The organism is Luteibacter sp. 329MFSha, assembly GCF_900111665.1.
In the GTDB taxonomy this organism is placed as follows: Bacteria; Pseudomonadota; Gammaproteobacteria; order Xanthomonadales; family Rhodanobacteraceae; genus Luteibacter.
Genome location: NZ_FOJE01000002.1, coordinates 318,169 through 333,335 on the forward strand (window position 1 = coordinate 318,169; position 15,167 = coordinate 333,335).

12 protein-coding genes and 1 other RNA gene are annotated in these 15,167 nt (G+C 69.1%); 10 read left to right on the forward strand and 3 right to left on the reverse strand.

Annotated elements, in window-relative coordinates:
- Positions 1-14 precede the first annotated feature (14 nt).
- Together BMW54_RS12690 and BMW54_RS12695 are read left to right on the forward strand one after the other, a co-directional pair.
- A complete protein-coding gene (locus tag BMW54_RS12690) occupies positions 15-2,684 on the forward strand; it encodes a putative bifunctional diguanylate cyclase/phosphodiesterase (protein WP_343124118.1) in 2,670 nt (889 codons plus the stop codon).
- A gap of 147 nt (positions 2,685-2,831) precedes the next feature.
- A complete protein-coding gene (locus tag BMW54_RS12695; RefSeq protein ID WP_090056517.1) occupies positions 2,832-3,506 on the forward strand; it encodes an HAD family hydrolase in 675 nt (224 codons plus the stop codon).
- A gap of 58 nt (positions 3,507-3,564) precedes the next feature.
- Here the strand turns inward: BMW54_RS12695 and BMW54_RS12700 are convergent, their stop codons facing one another.
- From BMW54_RS12700 to rsmI, 3 genes are all read right to left on the reverse strand, one after another.
- A complete protein-coding gene (locus BMW54_RS12700) occupies positions 3,565-3,927 on the reverse strand; it encodes a YraN family protein (protein WP_254779318.1) in 363 nt (120 codons plus the stop codon).
- Between the two features lie 34 nt (positions 3,928-3,961).
- Complete coding sequence (locus tag BMW54_RS12705; protein WP_090056519.1) at positions 3,962-5,761, reverse strand: penicillin-binding protein activator; 1,800 nt, start codon at positions 5,759-5,761, stop codon at positions 3,962-3,964.
- Positions 5,762-5,907: 146 nt separating this feature from the next.
- Positions 5,908-6,732 carry a 16S rRNA (cytidine(1402)-2'-O)-methyltransferase gene (gene rsmI, locus BMW54_RS12710; RefSeq protein ID WP_175472858.1) on the reverse strand — a complete coding sequence of 275 codons (825 nt, stop codon included), beginning with the start codon at positions 6,730-6,732 and terminating at the stop codon, positions 5,908-5,910.
- 295 nt (positions 6,733-7,027) lie between these two features.
- On the opposite strand from rsmI, the gene rnpB reads away from it, so the two are divergent.
- The 8 genes from rnpB (at position 7,028) to mraY (ending at position 15,162) form a co-directional block, all read left to right on the forward strand.
- Positions 7,028-7,393: RNase P RNA component class A (gene rnpB / locus BMW54_RS12715), an RNA gene on the forward strand.
- Between the two features lie 356 nt (positions 7,394-7,749).
- Positions 7,750-8,196, forward strand: a complete 447-nt coding sequence (gene mraZ, locus BMW54_RS12720; RefSeq protein WP_090056523.1) for a division/cell wall cluster transcriptional repressor MraZ — start codon at positions 7,750-7,752, stop codon at positions 8,194-8,196.
- A gap of 60 nt (positions 8,197-8,256) precedes the next feature.
- A complete protein-coding gene (gene rsmH / locus BMW54_RS12725; RefSeq protein ID WP_256374592.1) occupies positions 8,257-9,165 on the forward strand; it encodes a 16S rRNA (cytosine(1402)-N(4))-methyltransferase RsmH in 909 nt (302 codons plus the stop codon).
- Positions 9,162-9,434, forward strand: a complete 273-nt coding sequence (gene ftsL / locus BMW54_RS12730; protein ID WP_090056525.1) for a cell division protein FtsL — start codon at positions 9,162-9,164, stop codon at positions 9,432-9,434. The genes rsmH and ftsL overlap by 4 nt, the downstream gene beginning before the upstream one ends.
- A complete protein-coding gene (locus tag BMW54_RS12735) occupies positions 9,431-11,239 on the forward strand; it encodes a peptidoglycan D,D-transpeptidase FtsI family protein (RefSeq protein WP_254779320.1) in 1,809 nt (602 codons plus the stop codon). The genes ftsL and BMW54_RS12735 overlap by 4 nt, the downstream gene beginning before the upstream one ends.
- Positions 11,236-12,729: a UDP-N-acetylmuramoyl-L-alanyl-D-glutamate--2,6-diaminopimelate ligase gene (locus BMW54_RS12740; RefSeq protein WP_090056528.1), complete on the forward strand. Its 1,494-nt coding sequence runs from the start codon at positions 11,236-11,238 to the stop codon at positions 12,727-12,729. Before BMW54_RS12735 ends, BMW54_RS12740 begins: the two co-directional genes overlap by 4 nt.
- Entirely contained in the window at positions 12,726-14,090 is a 1,365-nt protein-coding gene (gene murF, locus BMW54_RS12745; protein ID WP_090056530.1) for a UDP-N-acetylmuramoyl-tripeptide--D-alanyl-D-alanine ligase, read from the forward strand. The genes BMW54_RS12740 and murF overlap by 4 nt, the downstream gene beginning before the upstream one ends.
- Positions 14,080-15,162, forward strand: a complete 1,083-nt coding sequence (gene mraY, locus BMW54_RS12750) for a phospho-N-acetylmuramoyl-pentapeptide-transferase (RefSeq protein WP_090056532.1) — start codon at positions 14,080-14,082, stop codon at positions 15,160-15,162. The genes murF and mraY overlap by 11 nt, the downstream gene beginning before the upstream one ends.
- Positions 15,163-15,167 lie beyond the last annotated feature (5 nt).

Genomic DNA, 15,167 nt, shown 5'->3' on the forward strand with positions numbered 1-15,167 from the left:
TGGCATGGGCGTTGGTGGCTGTCGTCGGGCTCGTGCTGGCCCTGACGTGGGTGGCGGTCCAGACCCAGGTGACTCTCGCCGGTTTCCTCAACGGCGAGAGTCTCTGGTCGAAAGCGCAGAAACAGGCGGTCATCGACCTGGACGAATATGCCGGTCATGGCCGCCCCTCCGACCTGGCGGGGTTCCGCCGGAACTACGCGGTCCTCGTGGCCGATCGCTGGGCCCGCGACGCGATCGCCAGCGGCGACTTCTCGCATGCCGAGGTCGAGGAGGCCTTCGCCAGGGGCGGGGTGATCCGCGAGGCCATTCCGGGCATGGTCTTCATCTTCCAGTATTTCTCCGGGTTGCCGTACGTCCGCGAGGCCGTCACCGAGTGGCGCTCCGTCGACGGCAGCCTCATGGCGCTCGACGCCACCGCGAACCGCCTCGAGCGCGCCTGGGGTTCGGGCACGCCCTCCCCGGAGGCGATCGTGGCCGAGCGCGCGCGCATCGCGGCGCTGAACAACACGATCGAACCACGGGCGAAGGCGTTCTCCCTCTACATCGCCAACGGCGCCTCCTGGCTCGGGCGCGTCCTCTTCTTCACGGTGCTCGGGGTGGCGGCGCTCGCGTCGCTGCTCTGGCTGCGCCTCGCGCAGCGCATCCTGGCCGGCATCCGTGGCACGGAGGAGCGCTACAGCCTGCTGTTCGACAGCGCCGCCGACGCCATCTTCATGGTGGACCAGGAAAGCGGCCGGATCCTCGACGCCAACGATCGCGCCGCGACCTGGCTCGGATGCAACCGCGCCGACCTCATCGGCATCGAACTGTCCAGCCTGTTCGTGGAAGGATCGGCGCTGGCGGGAGAAGGGCACCTGCGGACCGCCGACGGCGGCCTGCGGCCGGTGGAAACGCACAGCAGCCTCGTCTCGTGGGGTTCGCGCGAGGTGTCGCAGGCGATCGTGCGCGACATCTCCGACCGCGTCGCCATGGAGCAGGAGCGCAAGATCGCCGCGGAAGCGCTGGCGAGCATCGCCGAGGGCGTGATCATCGCCGACGCCGATCGTCGCGTGACCACGGTCAACATGGCCCATACCAAGCTCACCGGATTCCCACCGCACGCGCTTCGGCGCACGCGTTTCGACGCGACGCGCACGCTGCCCGACGGCCGGCCGCTGCCGCAGACGCTGTGGGAGGACATCGCTCGCGGGGAGAACTGGCTGGGCGAGGTCGAGAGTCGCCGCGCCGACGGCAGCACCTATCCCGAACTGATGAGCATCAGCACCATCCGCGACCGCGAAGGGCGTCCGCAGCACTACGTCGCGGTGGTCTCGGACATCACGGCGCGCAAGGCCGATCGCCAGCGCCTGCAGCACCTCGCCACGCACGATCCGCTCACCGGCCTGGTCACGCGCTCCGAGTTCGAGCGCCGCTGCGCGGAGGCGATCACGCGCGCCGCGCATGAGCGCGGCGCGGTGGCCGTGCTGTTCGTCGACCTGGACGCCTTCAAGGTCGTCAACGACAGTTACAGCCACGCGATCGGCGACGCCCTGCTGATGCGCGTCGCGGAACGCATCCGCGCGCAACTCGCGCCGCACGACGTCGCGGGCCGCATCGGTGGCGACGAATTCACGGTGCTGCTCGCCGACCTGCGCTCGCGCGAGGAAGCGCTGCTCGTGGCCGAGGCCATGCTCGCCGCGCTCTCGCGTCCGTTCGATCTGGGCGATTACGAGCTCTTCGTCAGCGCGAGCATCGGCATCGCCGGCTACCCGCTCGACGGCAACGACGCCGTCACGCTCATCGCCAACGCCGATGCCGCGATGTACGTGGCCAAGACCGAAGAGCGCAACGCGCTGCGCTTCTACACGCCGAAGATGCACGCGGACGCGCGCCGCCGCCTCAAGCTCGCCTCCGAGCTGCGCCAGGCGCTCGTTCGCAACGAGTTCCACCTCGTCTACCAGCCCAGCATCGAGATGAAGACGGGCCGCATCGTGGCGGTCGAGGCGCTGATCCGCTGGCGCCATCCGGATCGCGGCAACGTCGGCCCGGACGAGTTCATCCCCATCGCCGAGAGCCTCGGCCTGATCCGTCAGATCGACCAGTGGGTGCTCGAACACGCCTGTCGCCAGCTCGTCCGCTGGGACGAGGCGCGGCTCCCGCCGTTGCGCATGGCGGTCAACGTGTCCGCGGGATCGTTCGGTCACCCGGACTTCCTGCAGGGCATCAGCCAGGCGCTGCGTGCGACGGGCGTGCCACCGAGCCGTCTTCTCGTCGAACTGACCGAAAGCGCGATCCTGCGCCTCGGCGAAGACACCGAGCGCGCGATGCAGGCCCTGCACAATCTCGGCGTCGCCGTTGCCATCGACGATTTCGGCACCGGTTATTCGTCGCTGGCTTACCTGAAGCTGCCGGCCGTGGCGTACCTGAAGATCGACCGCTCGTTCGTCACCGGGCTGCCCACGAACGGCAACGACGTGGCGATCACCGAGGCGATGGTGGCCATCGCCCGCAGCCTCGACCTGCACACCATCGCCGAAGGCATCGAGACGGAAGGCCAGCACGAGTTCCTCGTGCGCGCCGGCTGCCAGGAAGGGCAGGGGTTCCTGTATTCACGGCCGCTGCCGCCGGACGAGATCGAGCGCCTGCTGGCGCCGAAGGCCACGGGCGGCAAGCGCCTTTCGCTGGTGCCGCCCCGCCGGGCGTGAAGCTGTTGGAGCGCACCTGGGCGCGACGGGTGCTTGCCGCGAGCACCCCATCGCGCCCAGGTGCGCTCCTACAATACGCAAGCGGCATCTTCCGTCGACACTTGGCGTCCCCATATAGCGGTGATCGTTCCCGTGCAAGGATTTCCCGTGTCCACCCACGATGCCATCGTCTTCCTGTTCGACGTCGACAACACGCTGATCGACAACGACCGTTTCAGCGCCGATCTGGCGGCGCGCCTCGAGAGCGAGCTCGGCGAGGATGGGCGCGCACGCTACACGGCCATCGACAAGTCGATCCGCGCCGAGGTGGGTTACGCCGATTACCTCGGCGCCCTGCAGCGGCTGCGTGGCAAGGAAAGCAGTCCGGCCTACATGGCGCTGTCGTTCTTCCTGCTCGACTACCCGTTCGACGAGCGCCGTTTTCCCGGGGTGCCGGAGGCGATCGCGCACCTGCGCACCCTCGGTCGGCCGGTGATCATGTCCGACGGCGACACCGTCTTCCAGCCGCGCAAGATCCGCCGCGCGGGGTTGTGGGACCTTTTCCGCGAGGACGTGCTGATCTACGTGCACAAGGAAGAGATGCTCGACGACATGCGGCGCCGCTATCCCGCGGACCACTACGTGATGGTCGACGACAAGCCGCGCATCCTGGTGGCGCTGAAGAAGCTGCTCGGCGACAAGGTGACCACGGTGTTCGTGAAGCAGGGTCACTACGCGGCGGCCGCCGGCAAGGAACTCGAAGAGACCCCGCCGGACATCGTCGTCGACACCGTGGCGGAACTGGCGACCCTGACCCGCGAGGATTTCCTGGCGTCCGCCTGAGCGGCCCCATCGCCCACGCTCGTGGCGTAGGAGCAGGATCGAGCCAGGCGATGCGCGTTCAGGCCTCGAACGCGTTCGGAATCCATTCCACCCGGTCGCCCTCGAACGCCAGGACGTCGAACCGACAGGGGCGGCGCGCATCGTAGGGTCGTCCCGCCATCCACACGTGCGCCGCGCTGATCACGCGGCGTCGCTTGGCCGCCGTGACCGACGCCGCGGCGCCGCCGAAGGCCTGGCCGCGGCGATAGCGCACCTCGACGAACACCACCGTGTCGCCGTCCCGCATGACGAGGTCGATCTCGCCGTGACGGCAGTTGAAGTTGGCCTGCACGACGCGCAGGCCGCGGGCTTCGAGAAATCGCCGCGCCGCCGCTTCGAAACGGTCGCCGGTGGCGCGGCGGGGTGGGATCTTCGTTGTCACGCGAACCTCGTTGCAGGCCCGCGCCGGCGAGGGATCAGCCGCCGCCGCTTTCCACGGTCGGGGCCGCGGCCGGCGCTTCGAGCTCGAGACTACCCGCGACCGGACGTGCGACGCCGTCGGCGAAGCGCGCCCAGATGAGTACGCGACGGACGCGTCCGAACTCGTCGGCGACCAGCTGGCCCGTGGCGCCCGGCAGGTAGCTCCCGGGATGGCCGCGCATCCAGTCGATGTACGGCACCAGCCCCCACGCATCCATGCCGAACGCGAACAGGCGCGCGGTGACGCCCTTGGTCGCCGGAATGGCGTTGCCGAGTTCGGCGCGGCGGGGCAGGCCCGGCTGCGCGTCGAACAGCCACGGCGCGTCGCAGAATTCCACGCCGTCGAGGTCGCGGTCGGCGGAGGGATCGTCGCCGCCGCCGTACACGTGCGACGTGGCGAACACCGGCAGCGCGTTCTTGGCCAGGCGCAGCTGCGGCAGGAGCAGGCGTGCCTGCTGGGGCTTCATGCTGATGAACACGCCGCTCGTCGCCGGATCCTCGCCGACCGGTTCCGAAAGCTGCGAAGCGAAATCGATGCTAGCCGAATCGAGCGTCACCTGACCTGCGAGCGTGCCGCCACGCGCCTGCCACTCGGCCTTGAAGGCGTTGCCGGCGCGGCGCGCGAAGTCGTCGGTGGAGACGATGACGGTCGCCGTGCGGATGCCGCGGTCGGCCATGTGATCGGCCACCTGGGCGCCCTCGGTTTCCGGCAGCATGCCGAACTCGTTCGCACCCGCCGGCGGCAGGTTGCGGTTGTCGTTCGGGTAATTGAGCGTGAGCATCGGCGCTGGCAGGGCGCCCTTGGCGAAGATGGCGGAAACGCCGTCGCGGTTGAGCGGGCCGACGACGAAGCGCGCGCCTTCCGCGACGGCCTTGTCGTAAGCGGCGACCGCGTGGGCCGCGTCGTTGCCGGAGTCGTACACCACCACCTCGGGGCGCGGCGCGTCGGTATGCGCCGCCTCGATGTAATTGGTGAAGAAGCCATCGCGGATCGCGGCGCCCGCGCCGGCGAGCGGACCCGACAGCGGCAGCAGCAGCGCGACCTTGGTCGGCACCTTGTAGCCTTCGCGGACGCCCTTGTCGCCGCTGACGGTGCCGACCGCCTGGTCGAGCACGGCCGGCGCCCGGTTGACGCTGCCCAGCTGGGACTGCGCCTCGACCACCCACGGCTTCAGCGGATCGTTCGCCGCGAGAGCGGCGCCGCGGTCGGCGAGCGGCTGCGCGCCCAGGCCGGTGAGCAACGCGAGGATCTGCTTGCGGTTTTCCTCCCGGTCGATGCCGCGGAGCTGGCCGTCGAGCTCGACCCGGGTCTGCGCGGCGCTCCAGGGATCGCCGGCGGCCGCCTGCGATCGTGCGCGCAGTTCAGCGAGGCGCTGGTCGATCTGCGGCGACACGCGCGTCGCCGGCTTGCCGGTGAGCGAGAGCGCCGTCTTCGCGTCGTTGTTCTTCAGGGCGATCTCGGCGCGCAGGGCGTCGAGGCGCAGGGCATCCTCGCCTTCGAGGCGGGAGCGGCGCACGTCGGCGACGACCGGCGCGGCGCGGTCGAGCGCGCCTTCCTGCCGGTAGGACTCCGCGGCGAGCAGCTTGTAGTAGTCGCGATGCGTGGCGTCCTGCGCGGCGAGCGCGAGGTACGCCTGCGCCGCCTGGTCGAACTGACCCTTGATGTAGAGCGTCTGCGCCGCTTGCGTCGCTTCGCCCGACGGCGCCGTGCCATGCTGGACGCCGCCCTGCGTCACGCAGCCGGCGAGGCCGGCGGAAAGCAGGATGCCGAGGGTGGTGGCACGGATCGATCGCATCGAAAGGATTCCTTGGCTGCGCAGTGACGCCCCTGGCGGCGCCGAAACGACAGGATCATAGCCCATCGGTTTGCGAGGCCGGCGTGGAGGCGGAAGCGGCCGCCCGGGGGCTCCTCGCGAAAAGATGTCGCGCGCAGGGCGCGCTCCTACGGTCCGTAAAGCGCCTTCCGCGGCGCGCCGGTGATCGCCGCGGCGAGCTTGGCGGCCTTGGCGGGTGGCAGTTCCTCCTTGAGGATGCCGAACACCCGCAGGCCCTCGGCGAGGCGCTCGTCCTCGCCGGCGTCGCGGCCGGCCACCATCACCACGAACTCGCCCTTCTGCTGGTTCGGATCGGCGGCCACCGCCGCCACCAGCGACTCCAGCGTGCCGTCGAGCACGGTTTCGAACATCTTGGTCAGTTCACGCGCCACGACCGCTTCGCGCGAGGCGCCGAAGACGTCGCGCATGTCCTGCAGCGATTCGAGGATGCGATGCGAGGACTCGTAGACGATCAGCGTGCGCGATTCGCCGGCCAGCTCGGTCAGGCGCGAACGCCGTGCGCCGCCTTTCGCGGGCAGGAAGCCCTCGAACACGAACCGGTCGCTCGGCAGCCCCGCCACCGACAGGGCGGCGATCACCGCGCTGGGTCCCGGCACGGGACTCACCCGAAGGCCGGCCGCCCGCGCGGCGCGCACCAGCCGGAAACCCGGATCGCTGATCAGGGGCGTGCCCGCGTCCGAGACCAGCGCGACGTCGTCGCCGCCGCGCAGGCGCTCGACCAGGCCGTCGACCGCGGTGCGCTCGTTGTGGTCGTGCAGCGCGACCAGCGGCGTGTCGATGTTCAGGTGCTGGAGCAGAGGACGCGTATGCCGCGTGTCCTCCGCCGCGATCACCGCCACGCGCCGCAGCGTCTCGATCGCGCGCGCGCCGATGTCGTCGCGGTGACCGATCGGCGTGGCGACGACGTGCAGGGTGCCGGGGCGGGAGGGCATGGGGAGGTCCGTTGCGTGAGGCTGGGCAGGGGATTGTAGGGGCGGAAGGTGTGGTGGGTGCGGCACGGGTGGGGGTTGGGAGATGGGAATTGGGGGCGACAGAGCCGGCGGGCGCATGAGGGTGCTGGACATTCCGCGCCGGCCACGACGCCGACGGGCGGCTTCCGGTCCCCTCGGGCGTTCGCCGGGATCACGCCCCCCATTCCCATCCCCCATCTCCCATCCGTGCCGCGCCGTGCCAGTTTCCCTTACGCCCGCGCACCGCGATCCCCCTCCCCCCGCTATACTCCCCCACGGAGTCGGCCAGACAGTCGCGAAACGCCGTGTGCGTTTCGAGGAAAGTCCGGGCTCCACAGGGCAGGGTGCCAGGTAACGCCTGGGCAGCGTGAGCTGACGGCCAGTGCAACAGAGAGCAGACCGCCGATGGCCCCGCGAGGGGATCAGGTAAGGGTGAAAGGGTGCGGTAAGAGCGCACCGCGTGCGGGGCTAACGTCGCACGGCACGGTAAACCCCACCCGGAGCAAGACCAAATAAGGGAACCATGACGCGGCCCGCGTCGTTCCCGGGTAGGTTGCTAGAGCCTGGCGGCGACGCCAGGCCGAGAAGAATGACTGTCACGTCGCAAGACGCACAGAACCCGGCTTATCGGCCGACTCCAACTTCTTCGCGGTATGTGGGAAGCGCGCTGGCGCGCGAATGGGTGCTTGCCTCGAGCGCCCATTCGCGCGCCAGCGCGCTTCCCACATTTCTACAGTTCAGTCCGTCATCTTCCATGAACGTGAGTTCATCGGCCTGCGTGAATTGCCCTTCACCTGCCTCCCGAAAGCGCGAAGTCCATCGCAAAAAACCCCAACGATTCAATCACCTTGCGCCCGTTCCTCAGAAACGGCTGGAAATGGTGATGAACGTGAGCTTTCTCCTTGATTCACAAGAAAAAATTCCTTGACAGTCTCAGGGGGCGAGACTATCGTGGGCCCCAGTGTGAAATCGTGGGATTTGGTGGGGCAACCAACGAATATGTTCCAGGGCGAGACAGCCATCACGGTCGACGACAAGGGTCGTCTGACGATTCCGACTTCGTATCGGGATCAGGTGGCCGTCGCCTGCGCGAATCGTCTGGTCGTCACCTACAACCCCTTCGAGACCGGTTGCCTCTGGATCTTCCCGTACGCGGAGTGGGAGCAGGTGCGCGATCAGGTCAACGCGCTGCCCAGCGTGAAGGCCGTCCATCGCGCGTTGCAGATGAAGCTGGTGGGTGCCGCGGCGATCGTCGAACCCGACGGAGCGGCCCGCATCCTCCTTCCATCGAGTCAGCGCGCGGCGGCGGGCATAGAAAAAAAAGCGGTGCTGCTGGGCATGGGCAACAAGTTCGAGCTGTGGAGCGAACAGGCTCACCTCGCGAAGATCCGCCAGACGATCGGCGAGGACGAGATCAGCGACGACATGGCGGAACTACGGTTGTGACGAACTAATTCGAGGTTTTCGGTGGAACGGGAGTGGGATGTGGCGACGGCGGGGCGCGATGTGCACATCCCTGTGATGCTCGACGAAGTGGTGGAGGGCCTCGCCTTGCGCGAGAACGGGCGTTATCTGGACGGGACATTCGGCCGGGGCGGGCACGCCCGGGCGATCCTTGCCCGTCTCTCCGACGCCGGCCGTCTCTACCTGATGGACCGCGACCCGACCGCGATCGCGGTCGCCGAAACCGGCCTCGCCACCGATCCCCGCGTGGCGCTGCGCCACGACAACTTCGCCACCATGGGCGAGTGGTCCGCGCTCGAAGGCGGCCTCGACGGCATCCTGCTCGACCTGGGCGTGTCGTCGCCGCAGCTCGACGACGCCAGCCGCGGCTTCAGCTTCATGGCCGACGCGCCGCTGGACATGCGCATGGATACGACGCGCGGCATCAGCGCCGCCGACTTCCTGCGCGACGCCGACGAGGCCGAGATCGCCGACGTGCTGTGGACCTTCGGCGAAGAGCGCTTCAGCCGGCGTATCGCCAAGGCCATCGTCGAGCGTCGTGCGACGGCGCCCATCCTGCGCACCGGCGAACTCGCCGAGCTGGTGGCGCGCTGCGTGGGCCGCCGCGAGCCGGGCAAGAACCCCGCGACGCGCACCTTCCAGGCGTTGCGCATCCGCGTCAACGCCGAACTGGAATCCGTCGAGCGTGGCCTCGACGCCGCCCTCGAGCTTCTCAAGGTCGGCGGCCGGCTCGCCGTGATCAGCTTCCATTCGCTGGAAGACCGCACGGTCAAGCAGTTCATCCGTTCGCACGAAGGTCGCGTGCAGGGCAGCCGCCGCGCGCCGCCGACGGAAGCGAAGCTGGCCCGCCTCAAGCCCGTGGGCAAGGCCATCTTCCCTTCCGACGCCGAAGTCGCCGCGAACCCGCGTTCGCGCTCCGCCGTGCTGCGCATCGCGGAGAAACTCGCATGAAGGTCTTCGGCGCGATCTGCCTCTCGATCCTGCTGCTGGCGGTCATCGCCAGCGCGATCGGCGTGGTGTGGACGCGCCACGAGAGCCGCCAGCTGTTCATCGAGCTCTCGAAGCTGCAGGCGCAGAAAGACGACCTGGGCGTGGAGTACGGTCGCCTCGAACTGGAGCAGGCGACCTACGCCGAGCCCAGCCGCATCGACGCCGACGCCCGCGGCAAGCTCGGCATGTTCACGCCGAAGCCGCAGGACATCCAGCTGGTGCGCCGATGAGGGCCCGTCACGGCAAGCCGGTCGTGCCCACCCGCCGTCGCGGCCAGGGCCCGAGCCCGCGCAAGCGCATGACGGTGATCGTCGCCGTGCTGTGCGTGGCCGCCTCGGGCCTCGTCGTGCGCGCGTTCGACCTGCAGGTGGTCCGCAAGCAGTTCTATCAGGACCAGGGCGACGCGCGCTTCCTGCGCGAGATGCCCATCGCCGTGTCGCGCGGCACGATCTTCGACCGCAACGGCGAACCGCTGGCCGTCTCGACGCCGGTGGCGTCCATCTGGGCCAATCCGCCGGAAGTGCTCGAGAACGAGGACCGCATTCCGGAGCTCGCGAAAGCGCTGCACGTCGACGCGGACGACCTCAAGCAGAAGATCGCGCAGCGCGCCGACAAGGAGTTCATGTACATCGCGCGCCAGCTGCGCCCCGAGGACGCGCAGGCGATCGTCGACCTGAAGATCCCCGGCATCGCCGCGCAGCGCGAGTACCGCCGTTACTACCCGTCGGGCGCGGTGAACAGCCACATCCTCGGCTTCACCAACATCGACGACCACGGCCAGGAAGGCCTGGAACTCGCGTTCGACGAATGGCTGGCCGGCAAGCCGGGCGCGAAGCGCGTGATCCGCGACCGCATGGGGCACGTGGTGCAGGACGTCGAGCTGCTGCGCGAACCGCAGCCGGGCCGCGACCTCACGCTGTCGATCGATCGCCGCATCCAGTACCTCGCGTACAGCGCGCTCAAGGACGCCCTGGAAAAGAACAAGGCCGATTCCGGGTCGATCGTGGTGATGGACGTCCACACCGGCGAAGTGCTCGGCATGGCGAACCTGCCGTCGTTCAACCCGAACGCCGTGCGCGGCAGCACGCCGTCCGAGCGCCGCAACCGCGCGGTGACCGACGTCGTGGAGCCGGGCTCGACGATGAAGGCCTTCACGATGGCCGCGGCGCTGACGAGCGGCAAATACACGCCGACCTCGCCGCTGATCGAGACGTCGCCCGGCACGTGGATGATGGGCGGCCATCCGGTGCGCGACACGCATAACTGGGGCACGCTGACGCCCACCGGCGTGATCACGAAGTCGTCGAACGTCGGTGCCGCGAAGATCGCGATGACGCTCGACACCGACTTCCTCTACGGCATCTACAAGGCGTTCGGGCTCGGCAACAGCACCGGCAGCGGCTTCCCCGGCGAAGCGGCGGGTTACCTGCCCGTCGGTCGCACCTGGAAGCCGATCGAGAAGTCGCGCCTCGCGTACGGCTACAACCTCAACGTCACGCCGCTGCAGCTGGCCACCGGCTACGCCGCGCTCGCCAACGGCGGCGGCCTGCGCTCCCCGACCTTCATCAAGGGTGCGGACAACGATCCGGTGCAGGTCGTCACGCCGGCCGTCGCGCACGAGATCGTGCGCATGCTCGAGACCGTCGTGTCGCCGGGCGGCACGGGCTACGGCTTCGCTTCCGTCGCCAACTACAGCGTCGCGGGCAAGACCGGTACGTCGCACAAGAACTCGGTCGGCGGCTACTACTCGAACAACTACATCTCGCTGTTCGTCGGCATGATTCCGGCCAGCGCGCCGCGCCTCGTCACCGTCGTGGTGATCAACGATCCGAAGGGCGGCCGCTACTACGGCGGCTCGGTCGCCGGCCCGGCGTTCGCGCAGGTGATGGAAGGCGCGGTGCGCCTGCTCGACATCGCGCCGGACAACGTCGGCCGCTGGTACGCGGGCGGCCCCAGCCAGGGCGGACTCATCGGCACGACGAACGCGCCGCCTCCGGCCGCCGACGACAGCGCCGCCGAAGAGGTGGTGCCATGACGATGCGTCTGGCCGACCTGCTCGACGGATTCGCCGACGCCGCGGGCGCCGGCGATCTCGCCGTTTCGGGCCTCGCGATCGATTCGCGGGAGATCCAGCCGGGTAACGCGTTCGTCGCGTTGCGCGGCACGAAGGATCACGGCATCGCCTTCGCCGCGAAGGCCGTGGCGAACGGTGCGACGGCGATCCTCGCCGAGCCGCCGTTCGACGCCGTCGACGCGGGCATCCCGGTCTTCGCGGTGGACGGTCTGCGCGAGAAGACCGGCGCCATCGCGGCACGTTTCTTCGACGATCCCTCGGCCGCGCTCGAGGTGATCGGCGTCACCGGCACGAACGGCAAGACCTCCACGGTGCAGCTCGTCGCGCAGGCGCTCGCGTTCCTGGGGCGCAAGCCGGCGACGGTCGGTACGCTCGGCGCGGGCCTGCATGGCGCGATCGCCGAAGGCGAGCGCACGACGCCCGATGCGATCCGCATGCAGGCGCTGCTCGGCGAATTCCGCGATGCGGGCGCCACGCACGTGGCGATGGAAGTCTCGTCGCATGCGCTCGAGCAGGGCCGCGTCAACGCGATCGCCTTCGATGTCGCCGTGTTCACCAACCTCACGCGCGACCATCTCGACTACCACGGCACGATGGAAGCCTACGGCGCCGCGAAGGCGAAACTGTTCGCCTTCGAAGGCCTGCGTGCCGCCGTCGTCAACGTCGACGACCCGTTCGGCGCCAAGCTGGCGAAAGGCCTGCCCGAGGGCGTGGCGAAGCTGCGCACGTCGATGGCGACGGACGCCACCGAGAAGGACGCCGAGGTTCGCGCCGACATCGTTGTGACGTCGGCGAAGGGCCTGTCGTTCAACCTCACGACACCGTGGGGCATGCGCACCGTGCGCAGCGCGCTCCTCGGCCGTTTCAACGTGGCCAACCTGCTCGCCGTCGCCGCCGTGCTCGGCGCGCTGGGCGAGCCGTTCGATCGCATCCACGCCGCGCTGGAATCGCTCCAGCCGGTGAACGGCCGCATGAGCCGCCTCGGTGGCGACGGCCGCAAGCCGCTGGTCGTGGTCGATTACTCGCACACGCCCGACGCGCTGAAGCAGGCGCTGCTGGCGCTGCGGTCGCATACGAAGGGCCGGCTGATCTGCGTGTTCGGTGCGGGCGGCGATCGCGATCAGGGCAAGCGTCCGCTCATGGCGGCGATCGCCGAACGTCTCGCCGACGTCGTCATCGTCACCGACGACAACCCGCGCACCGAGGATGGCGATGCCATCGTCGCGCAGATCGTGGCCGGCTTCGTCCATCCCGAAACCATCATGGTGATGCGCGATCGCGCGCAGGCCATCGCCCTGGCGCTTGCCGACGCGAAGGCCGACGACGTCGTGCTGATCGCCGGCAAGGGCCACGAAACCTATCAGGAAGGTCCGGAGGGCAAGCGTCCCTTCGACGACCTCGCCGTCGCCAGCGAGGCGATGGCATCCGGCAAGAAAGGAGTCCGCGCATGATGCGCCTGTCCGCCGTCGCCCTCTGGACCCGTGGCCGCCTTCAGGGCGCCGACGTGGACGTGGGCGGCTTTTCCATCGACACCCGCACGCTCAGGGCCGGCGACCTCTTCGTGGCGCTGCCCGGCGAGCGCGTCGACGCCCATGATTTCGTCGCCGCCGCGGCCGAACGCGGCGCGGTCGCGGCGCTCGTCACGCGCCCCGTGGACGCGCCGATCCCGCAGGTGATCGTCAACGACACGCAGGCGGCGCTCGGCGATCTCGCCAGCGCGGTGCGCGCGCAGCGCGACGTCCGCGTCGTCGGCATCACGGGATCGAACGGCAAGACGACCGTGAAGACCCTGACCGCGTCGATCCTGTCCCGCCACGGCCGCACGCACGTGAACGCCGGCAACTTCAACAACGAGATCGGCATGCCGCTCACGCTGCTGGCGATGCCGGAGGACACGCAGTACGCCGTCCTCGAGATGGGCGCCGGCAAGCCGGGCGACATCGACTACCTCGCCGCCATCGCACGGCCCGATATCGGCCTCGTCAACTCCATCGCGCCCGCCCACCTTGAGCGGATGGGCACGATCGAAGGCGTCGCCGAAACCAAGGGCGCGCTCTATCAGTCGCTGCCTCCCGATGGCATCGCGATCGTCAATGCCGACGACGAGCGCTTCGCCGGCTTCTTCGCCAACCTCGCCGGGTCGCGCACGATCCTGCGCTACGCGCTCGACCATCGCGCGGACATCGGTGCCGACATCGTCGAAGAGCGCATCGATGGCACGCACTTCGTGCTGTCGACGCCGCATGGCGATGGCGACGTGCATCTGCCGATGCCGGGCCGCCACAACGTGGCGAACGCGCTGGCGGCCGCCGCCATCGCGACGGCGCTGGGCGTGCCCGTCGAGACCATCGTCGAGGGCCTGGAGCAGGTCCCCGCCGTGGCGGGCCGCCTGAACCTGGAGCCGATGCCCGGCAACTGGACGCTGATCGACGACAGCTACAACGCGAATCCCGGCTCCGCCGCGGCGGCCATCGATACGCTCGCGCTCGCGCGCGGCGAGCGCTGGCTCATCCTCGGCGACATGGCCGAGCTCGGCCCCGACGCCGTCAGGCTGCACGCCGGCATCGGTCGCCTCGCCCGCGAACGTGGCATCGAGCGGCTGCTCGCCACGGGCGCGAAGAGCGCGGCGGCGGTCGAGGCCTTCGGCGCGGGTGCGCAACATTTCGCGACGCAGGAAGAGCTCATCGAAGCCGCCTGCGCGCAGATCCACGAGGGCGTGACGTGCCTCGTGAAGGGGTCGCGTTCCTCCGGCATGGACCGGGTCGCGGCTGCGATGAAGAAGTACGCTGAAGGAGCATCCCATGCTGCTTGAACTGGCGGAATGGATGGCTCGGCACTTCACGTCGCTGCATCTGTTCCAGTACATCACCTTCCGCGCGATCATGGCCGCGCTGACCGCGCTCGCCGTGTCGCTGCTGCTGGGTCCCGCGCTGATCCGCAAGCTCGCCGCGCTCAAGGCCGGGCAGGTCGTGCGCAGCGACGGTCCGCAGACGCACCTGTCGAAGGCGGGCACGCCGACGATGGGCGGCCTGCTGATCATCTTCGCCGTGGCGATCGCCACGCTGCTCTGGGCCGACCTCGGCAACCGCTATGTGTGGGTGGTGCTCGCGGTGACGCTCGCGTTCGGGGCCATCGGTTTCTACGACGATTACCGCAAGCTCGTGCTGAAGGACAGCCGCGGCCTCGCCAGCCGCTGGAAGTATTTCTGGCAGTCGGTGTTCGGCCTCGGCGCCGCGGTGTTCCTCTACCACACGCACCAGCTCCCGGCCGAGACGGCGCTCTACGTGCCGCTGTTCAAGCAGGTCGCGATCCCGCTGGGCATCCTCTTCGTGGTGATCGGCTATTTCATCATCGTCGGCTTCTCGAACGCCGTGAACCTGACCGACGGCCTGGACGGCCTGGCGATCATGCCGAGCGTGCTGGTCTCCGGCGCGCTGGGCATCTTCGCCTACCTCGCCGGCAACAAGCTGTTCTCCGAATACCTCGGCATCCCTGCGATCCCGGGCGCGGGCGAGCTGGCGATCTTCTGCAGCGCGCTGGCCGGCGCGGGCCTCGGCTTCCTCTGGTTCAACACCTATCCGGCGCAGGTCTTCATGGGCGACGTCGGTGCGCTCGCGATCGGCGCCGCGCTCGGCACCGTCGCGCTCGTGGTGCGCCAGGAAATCGTGCTGCTGGTGATGGGCGGCGTGTTCGTGATGGAGACCGCCTCGGTGATGCTCCAGGTCGGCAGCTTCAAGCTGCGCGGCAAGCGCATCTTCCGCATGGCGCCGATCCACCACCACTTCGAACTGAAGGGCTGGCCCGAGCCGCGGGTCATCGTCCGTTTCTGGATCATCAGCGTCGTGCTGGTGCTCATTGGCCTCGCAACCCTGAAGGTGCGCTGAGAACG

Bases quoted from the DNA above. Each gene is read 5' to 3' on its own strand.
- murF (WP_090056530.1), top strand. From the start codon at position 12,726: ATGATGCGCCTGTCCGCCGTCGCCCTCTGGACCCGTGGCCGCCTTCAG.
- mraZ (WP_090056523.1), top strand. From the start codon at position 7,750: ATGTTCCAGGGCGAGACAGCCATCACGGTCGACGACAAGGGTCGTCTG.
- ftsL (WP_090056525.1), top strand. From the start codon at position 9,162: ATGAAGGTCTTCGGCGCGATCTGCCTCTCGATCCTGCTGCTGGCGGTC.
- BMW54_RS12735 (WP_254779320.1), top strand. From the start codon at position 9,431: ATGAGGGCCCGTCACGGCAAGCCGGTCGTGCCCACCCGCCGTCGCGGC.
- BMW54_RS12740 (WP_090056528.1), top strand. From the start codon at position 11,236: ATGACGATGCGTCTGGCCGACCTGCTCGACGGATTCGCCGACGCCGCG.
- rsmI (WP_175472858.1), bottom strand. From the start codon at position 6,732: ATGCCCTCCCGCCCCGGCACCCTGCACGTCGTCGCCACGCCGATCGGT.
- mraY (WP_090056532.1), top strand. From the start codon at position 14,080: ATGCTGCTTGAACTGGCGGAATGGATGGCTCGGCACTTCACGTCGCTG.
- BMW54_RS12705 (WP_090056519.1), bottom strand. From the start codon at position 5,761: ATGCGATCGATCCGTGCCACCACCCTCGGCATCCTGCTTTCCGCCGGC.